Source organism: Pseudomonas aegrilactucae, assembly GCF_019168305.1.
GTDB classification, from domain to species: Bacteria; Pseudomonadota; Gammaproteobacteria; order Pseudomonadales; family Pseudomonadaceae; genus Aquipseudomonas; species Aquipseudomonas aegrilactucae.
Map to the genome: position 1 here is coordinate 1 of NZ_JAHTBI010000123.1, position 13,875 is coordinate 13,875.

General features: G+C 63.3%; 12 protein-coding genes. 5 read left to right on the top strand and 7 right to left on the bottom strand.

Annotation, left to right across the window (positions count from 1 at the left end; genetic code table 11):
* Together KUO17_RS25345 and KUO17_RS25350 are read right to left on the bottom strand one after the other, a co-directional pair.
* On the bottom strand, window positions 1-2,178 hold a 2,178-nt coding region (locus KUO17_RS25345; RefSeq protein WP_217978305.1), incomplete at its 3' end, for a monovalent cation/H+ antiporter subunit A.
* Between the two features lie 149 nt (window positions 2,179-2,327).
* A complete protein-coding gene (locus KUO17_RS25350) occupies window positions 2,328-3,230 on the bottom strand; it encodes a DMT family transporter (RefSeq protein WP_217978315.1) in 903 nt (300 codons plus the stop codon).
* Window positions 3,231-3,357: 127 nt separating this feature from the next.
* Here KUO17_RS25350 and KUO17_RS25355 point away from each other — a divergent pair, with 127 nt between their 5' ends.
* The gene (locus tag KUO17_RS25355; RefSeq protein WP_217978306.1) at window positions 3,358-3,921 is read left to right on the top strand and encodes a helix-turn-helix domain-containing protein; all 564 of its coding nucleotides are present in this window, start codon (window positions 3,358-3,360) and stop codon (window positions 3,919-3,921) included.
* A 74-nt stretch (window positions 3,922-3,995) separates the two neighbouring features.
* Here the strand turns inward: KUO17_RS25355 and KUO17_RS25360 are convergent, their stop codons facing one another.
* A complete protein-coding gene (locus tag KUO17_RS25360) occupies window positions 3,996-4,553 on the bottom strand; it encodes a cysteine hydrolase family protein (RefSeq protein WP_217978307.1) in 558 nt (185 codons plus the stop codon).
* A 104-nt stretch (window positions 4,554-4,657) separates the two neighbouring features.
* Between KUO17_RS25360 and KUO17_RS25365 the strand changes: the two genes are divergently transcribed.
* Window positions 4,658-5,638, top strand: a complete 981-nt coding sequence (locus KUO17_RS25365; protein WP_217978308.1) for a GlxA family transcriptional regulator — start codon at window positions 4,658-4,660, stop codon at window positions 5,636-5,638.
* A gap of 77 nt (window positions 5,639-5,715) precedes the next feature.
* Window positions 5,716-7,134 carry an FAD/NAD(P)-binding protein gene (locus tag KUO17_RS25370; protein WP_217978309.1) on the top strand — a complete coding sequence of 473 codons (1,419 nt, stop codon included), beginning with the start codon at window positions 5,716-5,718 and terminating at the stop codon, window positions 7,132-7,134.
* Here the strand turns inward: KUO17_RS25370 and KUO17_RS25375 are convergent.
* Together KUO17_RS25375 and KUO17_RS25380 are read right to left on the bottom strand one after the other, a co-directional pair.
* Window positions 7,129-7,899, bottom strand: coding sequence for an alpha/beta hydrolase family protein (locus KUO17_RS25375; protein WP_217978310.1), 771 nt, complete (start codon window positions 7,897-7,899; stop codon window positions 7,129-7,131). The two genes, KUO17_RS25370 and KUO17_RS25375, sit on opposite strands and share 6 nt — an antisense overlap.
* Complete coding sequence (locus tag KUO17_RS25380) at window positions 7,886-8,998, bottom strand: DUF3182 family protein (protein ID WP_425274899.1); 1,113 nt, start codon at window positions 8,996-8,998, stop codon at window positions 7,886-7,888. The genes KUO17_RS25375 and KUO17_RS25380 overlap by 14 nt, the downstream gene beginning before the upstream one ends.
* 177 nt (window positions 8,999-9,175) lie before the next feature.
* On the opposite strand from KUO17_RS25380, the gene KUO17_RS25385 reads away from it, so the two are divergent.
* Window positions 9,176-10,336 (top strand): cysteine desulfurase family protein, encoded by a 1,161-nt coding sequence (locus tag KUO17_RS25385; RefSeq protein WP_217978312.1) that lies wholly within the window; start codon window positions 9,176-9,178, stop codon window positions 10,334-10,336.
* Between the two features lie 56 nt (window positions 10,337-10,392).
* On the top strand, window positions 10,393-12,201 hold the full coding sequence (locus KUO17_RS25390) for an aminopeptidase P family protein (protein ID WP_217978313.1): 1,809 nt from the start codon (window positions 10,393-10,395) through the stop codon (window positions 12,199-12,201).
* 51 nt (window positions 12,202-12,252) lie between these two features.
* Here the strand turns inward: KUO17_RS25390 and KUO17_RS25395 are convergent, their stop codons facing one another.
* Window positions 12,253-12,534, bottom strand: coding sequence for a hypothetical protein (locus KUO17_RS25395; protein WP_217978314.1), 282 nt, complete (start codon window positions 12,532-12,534; stop codon window positions 12,253-12,255).
* Between the two features lie 178 nt (window positions 12,535-12,712).
* Window positions 12,713-13,600, bottom strand: coding sequence for a threonine/homoserine exporter RhtA (gene rhtA, locus KUO17_RS25400; protein WP_217978316.1), 888 nt, complete (start codon window positions 13,598-13,600; stop codon window positions 12,713-12,715).
* Between the last annotated feature and the right edge of the window lie 275 nt (window positions 13,601-13,875).

Sequence of the window (13,875 nt, forward strand, 5' to 3'; positions counted from 1 at the left end):
GGGGGTCGGGCGTGTCAGCATCGCGTACGACAGCAACGCCATGCCGCCACCGACCAGCACCGCCAGCAACAGGTCGCGCAGGCGACGTGCCACCGCGCGCTCCTTGCTGCCGGGCAATGGCGAGATGTCTTCGATACGCCGCGGCAGCCAGCGCAGGCCCAGCAGGATCAGCACCGTGGTGACCACCTCGACCACCAGTTGGGTGAGCGCCAGGTCCGGGGCGGAAAACCACACGAAGGTGATGCAGGTCATCAGGCCGCACACGCTGACCATGGTCAGTGCCGCCAGCCGGTGGTACTTGGCCTGCCACGCGGCGCCGACGGCGCAGATGATCGCGATCAGCCAGAGCATGACGAACACGCCGGAGCCGGGGATCTTGGGGCGATCGCCCCAGGTCAGTCCGGTGCTCAGCATTGGCAGCACACCGGCCAGCAGGGCGGCGAACACGAGCATGAACAACTGCTTTTGCAGGCGGCGGGTGGTCAACAGCCGTTCGAAACGGCGTGCCGCCCGCATCAGCAGCACCTGCCCGTGCTCGAACAGGCGCTTGCCGTTGAACAGCTCGATCAGTGGCGGGTGGTTGAAGCGTCCGCGCTTGAGCTGGTTGCGCAGCACCAGGTAGAGCAGCACGCCGCCGCACATGGCGATCAGGCTCATGATCAGCGGTGCATTCCAGCCATGCCAGATGGCCAGGCTGTACTCTGGCAGGGTACCGCCCACTACCGGCAATGCCGCAGCCGCCAGCAGCGGACCTACCGATTGTGCCGGGAAGATACCCACCACAAGGCAGGTCAGCACCAGCAGCTCGACCGGGGCCCGCATCCAGCGCGGGGGTTCGTGGGGGGTGTGAGGCAGCTCGGTGGCCGGTGGGCCGAAGAACACGTCGACGGTGAAGCGCAACGCATAGGCGACACTGAAGGTGCCTGCCAGGGTCGCAACGATCGGCAGGGCCGCCTCGACCCAGGCGGTGGAGCTGATGAATACCGTTTCGGCGAAGAACATCTCCTTGGAAAGGAAGCCGTTCATCAGCGGCACGCCGGCCATGGAGGCGCTGGCGACCATGGCCAGGGTCGCGGTGAAGGGGATTAGCCGGAACAGGCCGCTGAGCTTGCGAATGTCGCGTGTGCCGCTCTCGTGGTCGATGATGCCGGCCGCCATGAACAGCGACGCCTTGAACGTGGCATGGTTGAGGATGTGGAACACCGCGGCCACTGCGGCCAGCGGGCTGTTGAGCCCCAGCAGCAGGGTGATCAGGCCCAGGTGGCTGATGGTGGAGTAGGCCAGCAGGCCCTTGAGGTCGTTCTGGAACATCGCCGCATAGGCACCCAGCAGCAAGGTGCAGGCCCCGGCGCCGCTGACGATCCAGAACCATTCCTCGCTGCCGGCCAGCGAGGGCCACAAGCGGGCCAGCAGGAATACCCCGGCCTTGACCATGGTTGCCGAGTGCAGGTAGGCCGAGACCGGCGTGGGTGCGGCCATGGCGTGGGGAAGCCAGAAGTGGAAGGGGAATTGTGCGCTTTTGGTCAGCGCGCCCAGCAGGATAAGGGGGAGCAGGATCGGGTAGAGGGCATGACTGCGGATCAGGTCGCCGGCGGCCAGGACCTTGTCCAGGTCATAGCTGCCCACCACATGGCCGAGCAGCAGCACCCCCGCCAGCAGGCACAGGCCACCTGCCCCCGTGACCATCAGCGCCATGTATGCGCCGCGCCGGGCATCGGCGCGATGGTGCCAGTAGCCGATCAGCAGGAACGAGAACAGGCTCGTCAGTTCCCAGAAAAACACGATCTGGATCAGGTTGCCGGAGATCACCAGGCCAAGCATGGCCCCCATGAATGCCAGGAAGAACGCGAAAAAGCGTGGTACCGGATCCTGGGGCGACATGTAGTAGCGGGCGTACAGCGACACCAGGGTGCCGATGCCCAGCACCAGCAGCGAAAACAGCCAGGCGAAGCCGTCCATGCGCAGCACGAGGTTGAACCCCAGGCTTGGCAGCCACAGGAATTCTTCACGGATGACACCACCATGGGCGATTTGCGGGTACAGCAGGGCGACCTGCACGGTGCCGACCAAGGCAACGAGGCCGGCCAGCAGCGATTCACTGTTACGCGCATTGTGCGGCAGCACGGCCGCCAGACAGCTGCCAACAAAGGGCAGAAGCAGTAGAACTATCAAGGACATAGATTTCTAATCTGCAGAGGTTTGTAAGGGATCATACGTGGCGCCCCGTCGATCACCAACACGCAAGCTGTCGCAGAATCCTACAATGGCGGTCCTTCGCGGCATTTTTTTATAACAGTTTTTTACAAGAATTGTGGGGTCGCGGCCGATTATCGGTCCGTTTGTTGCACTTGCGACTCAGCGCCTACCTCGCCGGGCGCCTCACCGCGGCGCTTGATCTTCAGTTCGCTGACGATCACGGCGATGACGATCAGCACGCCACCCAGCAGTGCCACGCCCGGCAGGCGCTCGCCGGCCAGGCGCCCGACGATGCCGGCCCATACCGGCTCACCGGCGTAGATCAGCGTAGCGCGCGTCGGCGAAACCGATTGCTGCGCCCAGTTCATGGCCACCTGGATGATCGCACTCATGGCGCCCAGGCCAATGGCGCTCGACAGCAGCAGCCAGGAAAAGTCCGGCAGCGCCTCGCGGGTGGGTACCACCATCATGAATGACAGTGCCGAGGCAGTGGCCAGTTGCACTACGGTGACGCGACGCACATCGACTTTGCCGGCATAGCGGCTGATCAGGATGATCTCTGCGGCGATCGCCACGGCGCTGACCAGGGTGGCAATTTCTCCAGGGCTCAACTGCAGGGCCTCGCCACTGGGGCCGGCCACCAGCATCAGGCCGGCGAACGCAAGGCCCACGCCCAGGCTGGGCATCAGCCCGGGACGGCGCCCCAGCACCAGCCATTGCAGCAGTGGCACGAACGGCACGTACAATGCGGTAATGAAGGCAGACTGGCTGCTGCTGATGGTTTGCAGGCCCACGGTCTGCAGGCCGTAGCCGAGCATGATCGAGGCGCCGATCAGCACCCCGGCCTTGAGCTCGAGCCACGTCAGGCCCGGCAGCGCACGTGCGCTGATCACTCCGACGAACAGGGCCGCGGCAGCAAAGCGCAGGCCGACGAAGAACATCGGGCCGCTGACCGTCATTACGTTGTGCACGAGCAAAAAGGTCCCCCCCCACAGCATGGTGATGAACACCAGTACCAGTTCGGCCTTGCTCATACGCAAGGAAAAGGAAGGGGGAGTGGCAGAATTCGACACGTTGATGACCTTGCGCGCAGGGGACGAGCGACGCACAATGCGCCGAAGTGGGCAGTATACTGCGCAACCCCCATACGTGAGCAATATAGTGCACAAAGATTCCGGTCAGCGCGCCTCCGTGCTGCAGCATGTCAGCCAGAACATTCGGCGCTTGCGCCATGCCGCCGCGTTGAGCCAGAGCGCCCTGGCGCAAAAGTCCGGGGTCAGCCGGCGCATGCTGGTGGCCATCGAGGCGGGTGAAAAGAATGTCAGCCTGACGACATTGGACTTGATTGCCGAAGCGCTGGGCGTGGCGTTCAGTGACCTGATCCAGGCGCCCGGCAACCGCGACCCGAGCCGCATCAACGAACTTGCCTGGGCTGGCGTGCACCCGGGTAGCAAGGCCGTGTTGCTTGCCAGTTCACGGGCAAGTCGTGAAGTGGAATTGTGGGAGTGGCGCCTGGAGCCGGGTGAAAGCTACCCGGCCGAGGCAGATTTCGATGGCTGGAGTGAGCAGTTGTATGTGTTCGAGGGGTGTCTGACCTTGGTGATCGAGGACCAGCAGCAGGTATTGGCTGCGGGCGACTTTTTCAGTTTTGCCAGCAACCGCCTGCATGCCTATCGCAACGATGGCGATGTGGCGGTGCGTTTTGTGCGCAATGTTGTGATCTAAGGTCTCTGGGCACCAGATCGCCAGCAACGCTGATCATGGCCATGGATCATCAGGGTTGTACATGCTCGATCAGGTTAATGGGTCTTGGCGGCAAGCCACTGCTCGGTCGAGACCACCGTTGCATAGGCGAAGGCCAGCGAAGCCATATAGGCAGCATGGGCCTGGGCCGCGGGTACCACAACGCCATTGAACTCCAGGTCCCGGGTCGCGCAGGCGTCATGCACTACCACAGTGGCGTAGCCCATGTCGGACGCGGCGCGGGCGGCCGCGTCGATGCACATGTGGCTCATGCTGCCCACCAGTACCAGGCTGGTGATCCGATGCTCATCGAGCACAGCCTTGAGGTCGGTGCCCAGGAAGCTGTTGACCTTGTGTTTGAGCACCACCGGTTCACCCGCCTGAGTGGCCGCCTTGGGGTGGATTTGCGCGCCTTGCGAGCCCGGGGTGAAGAACGGCGCATCGGCCGATTCGAATTCGTGGCGCACATGCACCACCAGGTCACCCTTGGCCCGCGTGGCGGCGATGATGCGGGCAGCATGCTCGGCGGCCGCGTCCGCACCCTGCAGGGGCCATTTGCCGTCGGGGAAGTAGTCGTTCTGGATGTCGATGACGATCAGCGCCTGTTTGCTCATGATGCAGTCCTTTTTCGGAGTGGTTGTGACGTGGTGATAGTTATAGGCTTGCGCGACGGGTTTGCGCATTGGCGCGACCGACAAATTGGCGGGAAAAACTGACAATGGGTGCAATTGGCGAACAGGTTGAAATCGGCATTCTGGTCTACCCGGGCGCGCAGCTGGCGGCGGTGTATGGCCTGACCGACCTGTTTGCGGTGGCCAACCGCCTGGCCGCCGACCTTGGTGCACGACGTGGCCCGTTGCTGCGAGTCACTCACTGGAGCGAGGCCCAGGGGCAGCCGTTGGTGGTCGTGTTCGACAGCCACCGGCAGGCGTCCAGTCGGCCGCAGGTGATGATCATTCCGCCGAGCCTGACCGAGGAGCCCACGCCCGAACTGGTGGAGCGGTTCGGTGCCCACTTGCGCCAGTGGCATCGTGACGGTGCGCTGCTGGTGTCGGTGTGCGCCGGGGTGTTCTTCATCGCCGCCAGTGGCCTGCTGGACGGGCGCTCGGCCACCACGCACTGGAACTTTGCGCAGTCCCTGGCCGAGCGCTTTCCCTTGGTCAACGTGGAGGCCAACCTGCCGCTGCTTGACGATGGCGACATCATTACTTCCGCCGGGCTGATGGCGTGGACCGAGCTGGGCCTGAAGCTGGTCGAGCGTTTCCAGGGCCAGACCCTGGCGGTCGAGACGGCGCGTTTTCTCGCCGTGGCACCGGTGTCGGGAAGCCAGCGCCGCGCGGCGGTGTTCAGTCCGCGCCTGGACCATGGCGACGAGGCCGTGCTCAAGGTGCAGCATTGGCTGCAAAGCAGCGGCGCCCGGGACGTCAGCCTGGCGTTGATGGCCGAGCGGGCGGGGCTGGAACAGCGTACGTTCCTGCGCCGATTTCGCGCGGCGACGGGGTTGAAACCCACCGAGTATTGCCAGCAGGTACGGGTCGGGCGGGCCTGTCGAATGCTCGAGTTCACCAACCGCAGCATCGACCAGATCGCCTGGGGCGTTGGCTACCAGGACCCTGGCGCGTTTCGCAAGGTGTTCCACAAGGTGACCGGGCTGGCGCCGAGTGATTACCGCAAGCACCTGGCCACCGCGCTGGGCTGATCCTACTTTGGTATCGGGCAGATGCCATTGGCCTGCATTGCTGCCTATCATGCGGGCTCCCGGTGAAGGAGATGCCGATGCACGAACAGAACGCAGCAGCGCAAATGGCCGATGTGCTGATCATTGGCGGTGGGCTCAGTGGTGCCTTGCTTGCAGCGCAGTTGCTGCGCCAGCCTGGGCGCCGTCGCCTGCTGGTGGTCGAGCCGCGCAGCGAACTGGGACGAGGCGAGGCCTACAGTGCCACCGAGTTGGGGCATACCCTTAACGGCAATGCCGCGCGCATGAGTGTCGATCCTGACAATCCGGATGACCTCACCCAATGGTTGCAGCAGCAACTCGATGCCGGCGAGTGGCCTGAGGCCGCCGAGCAGGGCGTGTCGGTCGCCGAGCTGTTCCCGCCGCGCGGGTTGTTCGGCCTCTATGCCCGTCAGCGCTTGAGCGAAGCCCAGCGCATTGGCGAGTTCGCCGGCTCTGTGCTGGAGCACGTGCGTGCCGAGGTCGTCGACCTTGAATACGTGCCCGGCGGTGTTCGTGGGCAGCTCAGCGACGGACGTTCGTTGCAGGCGCGCTTTGCGGTACTGGCCACCGGCATGTTTGCCGCGGCGCGCACACCCCGCGTGGGTGATGATGGTTTGAACATCGCTGCGGTCGACCCTTGGGATGTGGCGGCCATGCGTGGGATCGACCCGCACGGCACGGTGCTGATCATCGGCTCGGGGCTGACCATGGTCGATACGCTGGTGTCTCTGCAAAGGGCTGGCCACCGGGGGCCGATCAACGTTTTTTCGCGTCATGGCCTCTGGCCGCATGTACGGCGTCAGCCACCGGCCTGGGAAGACTTTCTCGAGGCTGATCGATCAGTGCGCACCCCGTTGCAACTGCTGCGCGCCTTGCGCGAGCAGTGCCGGCAGGCGCAGGCCCTTGGGGTTGACTGGCAGGCACCGCTGGACACCGTGCGGGTTCACATACCCCGGCTGTGGAGTCAGGCCAGTGATTGTCAGCGCCGCCAGTTCGTGCGCCATGTGCGCCCCTGGTGGGAGAGCCATCACCATCGTTCGCCACCGCAGGGCGCAGCACTGCTCGAGCAACTCTGTGCGCAAGGACGTTTGCATATTCATGCGGCGTGTTTGCAGGCCGTCGAACGCGCCGGTGCCGATGGGGTGTGCGTGCGGCTGCGTTACCGCGGTGAGTCGGGGCAGACACGGGTGACAGGTGCGGCGCTGGTCAATTCCATGGGTATCGAGTACGACTGGCGGCGGGTTGCCCGGCCGCTGCCGCAATCGCTGCTGCAGCGCCGGCTGATTCAGCCTGGACCGCTGGCGCTGGGCATTGCCGCCGATGCCGGTGGGGCGGTGATAGACGCTCAAGGCGTTGCCAGCGACCGGCTGTTCGCCATGGGCCCGCCGCTGCGTGGCCAGTGGTGGGAAAGCACTGCCGTCACCGATGTGGCGCTGCAGGGCAAGGCGCTGGCCGAGCGTCTGGTGCGTGGCTCATGAGTACCAGGGGGAGTGATGGGGGTAGCGGTCAAGCCGAGCGCCGATCACCATTTCGCTGACCCAGGCCGTAAGCATTGCACTGTAGGCTTTCTGGCTACGGTCGCTGGACAGTGCATGGTCGGCCCCATCGACGATGCGGTGGGTCAGGGAGTGGGCACTGCTGAAAGCGCTGCGGTAGCTCATCAGGGTGTTGTGGGGCACATAGTCGTCCTGCTCGGACTCCACCAGCAACACATCGCCGACGAATTCGGCGCAGGCGGCCAACGCGCGGTTGTCGCCCGGGCCCAGTGCCATGAGGCGGTACTGCGAGAGGCGCTGGCGGTCCAGGGCCTGCTTGGGCAGGCTCCACTCGTCGTCCCAGTACAACGCCGGTACCCGCAGGGCCAGCCATTTGATCGGGCGCAGGCGGGTCAGCAAGGTGGCCAGGTAACCGCCGTAGCTGCTGCCGATCACGGCGATCGCGCTGGTGTCGACGGCGGGATGGCTGACCAGCCAATCGTAAGCGGCCAGCAGGTCGGCCAGGTTCTGTTCGCGGGTCACGCTGCGCCGCTGGCTTTCGGTTTTCTCGTGGCCACGCAGGTCGAACGTCATGCACACACAGCCCAGGCCGGTGATCTGTTTGGCGCGCGCCAGATCGCGTTGCTGGCTGCCGCCCCAGCCGTGTACGAACAGTATGCCTGGCACCTTGGGGCTGGGGCTGAGCAAGGTGCCGGCGATGCTCTGGCCGTTGACACGGATTTCCAGGGTTTCGCTATGGATGGTCATAGGTGCGGATCCTTGCATATTTGCTGATGCGTCCGACTTCACGGTCATCCCCCTGGTAGAACAGTGTGGCATCGGCAGGCAGGTCGACCTCGCCGAACACTTCGTGGGTGGAGGCGCACACACGCTGCAGCGCCGGGTCATCGGCCAGCGCCTGCAAGGCCAGCAACTCGGCGCTGCTGGCGCCGCCGATACGCCAGGACTGCTCGAGTACGCCGCTGCGCCGGTGGCCTTCATAGGTCACCCCGCAGGCTACGTCATAGTTGCGCCGTGACGCGATGAAGCCGGGCAGGGTGGCGAGCGCCGCCTGTTCATAGGTGCAGGCCTGGGTGATCGCCAGGCGCTGGGGTTCGTCCAGCGCCAGTTGCAACAAGGCGTCGTAGCCGCCGCGGACCAGCACCAGGTCGGAACCACCATACACGCTCACGCCGTCATGGTCCTGGGTCAATTGCTGGGTACCGTAATAGCTGCACGTAATGCCCGCCACCAGTGCCTGGCCCACGCTGAAGGTGGTGACGTCATCGAGGTTTTCCTCCAGTACCAGCCCCCATACCGCCAGTTCCTGTCGATCGAGTTGATCCACGAGCGCCGGTAGCTCATGGATGTCGGTGAGCACGGTCTGTCCTCTCCCCGCAGTAGCGCGTACCGGTTTGAGCCGTATCGGGCCATCGTGCAGCAGCAGGTCGCCAGCGCGTAGCGCATCCTCCCGGCTGAACACGGTATAGCCGCGCAGCAATGCCTCGCTGGCTTGCCTGGCGAAGTCATCGGTCCAGCCAAGCGGGAACGCGGCGTGAGCCGGCAGTGGATGGGAAATTGCCTTGGTCGCCATGTAGGGGTGCTGGACCATGCCGCCGAAGAAGTCGGCAATGCTGCGCACACCCAGCGCGGCATGTCGCGTCGGGTCGATCAGGGTTTCGGTGGGCAGGTAATAGAGGCTGTCACGCTGCGCAGAGGTTGCTGCGTCAACGACCTCGGTGTCCAGGAGCCTCGCCAGCCCGTCGGCCAGTTTCAGGTGCACGCTGTGTTCGTGCTCTGGAGTGTTCTGGCGCGTATCGAGCAGCACTACGCCGTTCTTGCGGTCAGTCGAGCGAGGCATGGGCAATCTTCCTGTGAAGGGCTCATACGAATTCTGAAAGGGAAAGTGGAAGGGAGTTCAGTTCATTGGATCAAGAATGCAAATTAAGTTATATAAATATGAAAATTCATAATTAATGGTTCTATGGTCTGGTGGTGCACTATGAGCTCACGTTAACTAGACGACTTCAGGAAGAGCCTGGCCATGACAAATCTCCCGCTGTATTTCGACTACGCCGCCACGACCCCTGTCGACGAGCGAGTCATCCAGGTGATGGTTGAGTGTCTTGGTGTGTCTGGCCGTTTTGGTAACCCGGCTTCCAGCTCACATCACTTCGGACAGCAGGCGCGCCAGTCGGTCGAGCGGGCCCGCGCTCAGGTCGCAGGCCTGGTTGGCGCGCGAGCCGAGCAGATCATCTGGACCTCGGGCGCCACCGAGTCGAACAACCTGGCGCTCAAGGGGCTGGCCCAGGGGCGTGCCGGGGGGCATATCATCACCAGCCGTATCGAGCACAAGGCGGTGCTCGATACGGCGCGGCAGCTGGAGCTGGCGGGCTTGGACGTCACCTGGCTGAGCCCGGATGCGCAAGGACTGATCACACCGCAGGCGGTTGAGGCGGCGCTGCGCGAGGACACGTTTCTGGTCTCGCTGATGCTGGTCAACAATGAACTGGGTACGCTCAACGATGTGCACACCATCGGTCAGATCGTTCGCCGCCACGGCGCCCTGCTGCACGTGGACGCTGCGCAAGGCGCAGGCAAGTTGCCGATCGATCTGTCGCGCTGGGCGGTGGACCTGATGTCGTTTTCCGCGCACAAGGTGTATGGACCCAAGGGTATCGGGGCGCTGTATGTGGGCAAGCGTGCCGCGCCACTGCTCAAGGCGCAGATCCATGGCGGCGGGCACGAGAACGGGCTGCGCTCCGGGACACTGGCGACGCACCAGATCGCCGCCATGGGCGCGGCGTTCGCGCTGGCCGGCCAGGTGCTGGAGCAAGAGCTGGTGCGCATGCAGTCTCTGCGCAAGCGCTTGCTCGATCACCTGGCGGACATTCCCGGCCTTGCGCTCAACGGCAGCCGCGTCCAGCGCATCCCGCATACGTTGAGCCTGACGTTTGCAGGTGACGGTATCGACCTGCGGGCGTTGGCCGCGAGCCTTGCGTTTTCCTCGACCTCGGCCTGCAACTCGGCCAGCAGCGCACCCTCGCATGTGCTGCTGGCGCTCGGGCACGATGAGCGCGCGGCGCGTCAGACCATACGCCTGAGCCTGGGCCGCTACACCGACGAGGGCGAAATCGACAAGGCGGCGCGTGCGATCAAGGCAGCGTTACATACTGTGCCGTTCTGGGCGGTTGCCCACGGTTGATCGGTGCCCCATTATCATCGACCAATAACCTTGGTTGCGTGGTGGTGGGAGAGAGCATGAACAGTCAGCCTGGAATGCAGGACACGGTGCCTGAACGTCTGGCGCGCATGCGCGCGGTCATGGACAAGGAAGGTGTCGACGCGCTGCTGGTGCCATCGGCCGATCCGCACCTTTCGGAATACCTGCCTGGCTACTGGCAAGGTCGTCAGTGGTTGTCAGGGTTTCACGGTTCGGTCGGGACCCTGGTGTTGGCCGCCGATTTCGCGGGCCTGTGGGTCGACAGCCGCTATTGGGAGCAGGCTCGCAGCGAGCTCGCGGGCAGTGGCATCGAGCTGATGAAGCTGATGCCTGGCCAGCCCGGTCCACTGGAGTGGCTGGCCGAGCATGCTCCGTCGGGCGGTGCGGTAGCGGTTGATGGTGCGGTCATGTCACTGGCCTCGGCGCGTCAGCTTGGCGAGCGCCTCAACGCGCGCGGGGTGCACCTGCTCAGCGACAAGGACTTGCTGGCACAGGTGTGGATGCAGCGCCCGGTGTTGCCGTGCAACCCGGTGTATCAACACCTGCCGCCGCATGCCAGTGTGGCACGTGGCGAAAAACTCTCGCAGCTGCGGCATACACTTCTCGAACGTGGCGCAGACTGGCATTTCATCGCCACGCTGGACGACATCGCCTGGCTGTTCAACCTGCGCGGCAGCGATGTTCCCTACAACCCTGTGTTTGTATCGTTCGCCTTGATCAGCCAGGAGCACGCCACGTTGTTCATCGACTCGAGCAAAGTCGATGCTGCTCTGCGCCAGGCGCTGGAGGCGGATGGCGTTCAATTGCGCGAGTACCACGAGGTCGCTGCGGCGTTGGCCGCCATCGCACCGGGTAGCGCGGTACTGGTTGACCCTGCGCGCGTTACCAGTGGGTTGCTTGCCCACCTGGATGAAACTGTACGCCTGCTCGAAGGGCTCAACCCTACCAGCGTGTCCAAGTCGCGCAAAAGCGAGGTTGATCTGGCGCATATCCGACAGGTCATGGAGCAGGATGGTGCGGCGCTGTGCGAATTCTTCGCCTGGTTCGAAGCCGCACAAGGGCAGGAACCGCTTACCGAACTGACGGTGGATGCCAGGTTGGGTGAGGCACGCATGCGGCGGCCCGGTTTTATTTCACCCAGTTTCGCCACTATCGCTGCATTCAACAGCAACGGCGCGATGCCGCATTATCGCGCGACCGAAGCCTCGCATTCGCGCATCGAAGGTGACGGGCTGTTGCTGATCGACTCTGGTGGCCAGTATCTGGGGGGCACTACCGATATTACCCGGATGGTACCTGTCGGTCGTCCGACCCTGGAGCAACGACAGGATTGCACGCGGGTGCTCAAGGGCATGATCGCCTTGTCCATGGCGCGTTTCCCGCGTGGCATCCTGTCGCCACTGCTCGATGCTATCGCCCGCGCGCCGCTGTGGGCCGAACATGTCGACTATGGGCATGGCACCGGGCACGGGGTGGGGTATTTTCTGAATGTGCATGAAGGGCCGCAGGTCATCGCCTATCAGGCAGTGCCGGCACCGCACACCGCGATGCAGGCAGGCATGATCACCTCTATCGAGCCTGGCACCTACCGTCCGGGGCAATGGGGTGTGCGGATCGAGAACCTGGTGTTCAACCGTGACGCGGGCAAGAGTGCATTTGGTGATTTTCTCGAGTTCGAAACCTTGACCCTGTGTCCGATCGATACGCGCTGCCTGTTGCCCGACCAGCTCGACAGCGCGCAGCGGGCGTGGCTCAATCAGTATCATGGCAGTGTGCGTGAGCGTCTTTCCCCCTTGCTTGAGGGCGGCGCGCTGGCGTGGTTGCGCACCCGGACCGAGGCAATCTGAGCAGACCTCGACATGAAAAGGGCAACCTGCGGGTTGCCCTTTTCATATGGGTTACTTGCAGATGACGATCATGCTGCGGCTCGTGTAGCCCGCCGGGTTGAGGCCGAAGGGATAATCTCCGGGCTCCTCTTCGCCGTCGCCCGACTTGGCGACTACCTTGTAGCCTTTGGTGCCACAGGAGCTGGCGGCTTTGCTGTAGCACTTGTTCCAGGAAGACGACAGACCCGAGCAGTTGATATGCAGGCCCTTCTTGCCGCGCTTGACCTCGGTTTTAGCCGTCGCTGCACAGCCGGCGATGGCCAGAATGGCTAGGATGAGCAAAATTCGTTTCATTCCTGTCCTTACAAAGATGCTTGAGTTTTGGGCTCGAGCGGATTTGCGGTGCGTCTTCCTGATGCCTATTGCTTGCGTGCCTTATAAAAACTTCAAGATTGACGTCGAGTTACAGCTTAAACAGGGTGTCATGGCGACACAATGACAAAGATTCGTTCAAATGAAAATATTTCTCAAATCAATCAGCGGCTACCAGTGGCTGGCTTTGGTTGCGAATGGACAGTGTCGCGCCCACCGATGCGGTGATGATGGCAGCGATCGCCAGCCATTGCGCCAGGCTCAGTACTTCACCCAGAAACAGCAGGCCGGACAGCGCGCCGAATGCCGGCTCGATGCTCATCAGGGTGCCGAAGGTGCGTGCCGGCAAGCGTGTTAGCGCGACCATCTCAAGGCTGTAGGGCAGTGCCGTGGACAGGATGGCCACGCCAATGGCGACCGGTAGCAGGGCAGGGCTGAGCAGCGCGGTGCCGGCGTGGACAATACCGATGGGGGCGATAAACAGCGCTGCAACCATGACCCCCAGGGCGGCAGTCTGAATGCCATGTTCGGCGCCGGCTTTTTGTCCATATAGAATGTACAGGGCCCAGCAGACACCCGCGCCCAGCGCATAACTTGCGCCGACCAGGTCAATGCTGGCGTCGGTCTGGCCGATCGGGACCAATAACAGCAAACCAATGACTGCGAGGCCGATCCACAAAAAGTCCACGACCCGCCGCGAGGCATACAGCGCAACGGCCAGCGGCCCGGTGAACTCCAGTGCGACGGCGATTCCCAGTGGCACGCTGCGCAATGACATATAGAAGAGCAAGTTCATCCCTCCCAGCGCCATGCCATAAATGATGACCGTCTTCAGGGTGGTGGCGGTGAAGCGGGCGCGCCAGGGGCGAAGCAACAGCAGCATGATCACGCTGGCGAAAATCAGACGCAGGGCCGTGGTGCCTTGCGCGCCGACCAGAGGGAACATGCTCTTGGCAAGCGAGGCACCTGTTTGAATGGATGCCATCGCGATGAGCAGCAGGCCGACGGGGAAAAGGCTGGCGGCCAGGCTGCGGGGGTGAGCGTTCATTGTGAGGGTAGCTTCCTTATAGAGGGACATGGAGCGGTGGGCGTGATGTACATGATGCGCAAGGCTTGGGGGGTGAGCAATATAGTGCGCACTTTTCTTTGTTTTGACGGATTTGAAATTAGCCCTTGACGCCCCGTTCAATCTCTCTATAATTCGCACCTCTTCCGGCGCAGTCGGAACGAAAAACTCCTTGAGTATCAACGAGTTGGACGTTTCAGGTGGTGCTGGAAGTGCTTCGATCGAAAGATCGGAAGCGGTGAAAAAGGTGGTTGACA

Excerpts from the sequence above, each read along its gene's own strand:
- KUO17_RS25350 (WP_217978315.1), bottom strand. The coding sequence starts at position 3,230 with ATGAGCAAGGCCGAACTGGTACTGGTGTTCATCACCATGCTGTGGGGG.
- KUO17_RS25390 (WP_217978313.1), top strand. The coding sequence starts at position 10,393 with ATGAACAGTCAGCCTGGAATGCAGGACACGGTGCCTGAACGTCTGGCG.
- KUO17_RS25375 (WP_217978310.1), bottom strand. The coding sequence starts at position 7,899 with ATGACCATCCATAGCGAAACCCTGGAAATCCGTGTCAACGGCCAGAGC.
- KUO17_RS25385 (WP_217978312.1), top strand. The coding sequence starts at position 9,176 with ATGACAAATCTCCCGCTGTATTTCGACTACGCCGCCACGACCCCTGTC.
- KUO17_RS25370 (WP_217978309.1), top strand. The coding sequence starts at position 5,716 with ATGCACGAACAGAACGCAGCAGCGCAAATGGCCGATGTGCTGATCATT.
- rhtA (WP_217978316.1), bottom strand. The coding sequence starts at position 13,600 with ATGAACGCTCACCCCCGCAGCCTGGCCGCCAGCCTTTTCCCCGTCGGC.
- KUO17_RS25360 (WP_217978307.1), bottom strand. The coding sequence starts at position 4,553 with ATGAGCAAACAGGCGCTGATCGTCATCGACATCCAGAACGACTACTTC.
- KUO17_RS25365 (WP_217978308.1), top strand. The coding sequence starts at position 4,658 with ATGGGTGCAATTGGCGAACAGGTTGAAATCGGCATTCTGGTCTACCCG.
- KUO17_RS25395 (WP_217978314.1), bottom strand. The coding sequence starts at position 12,534 with ATGAAACGAATTTTGCTCATCCTAGCCATTCTGGCCATCGCCGGCTGT.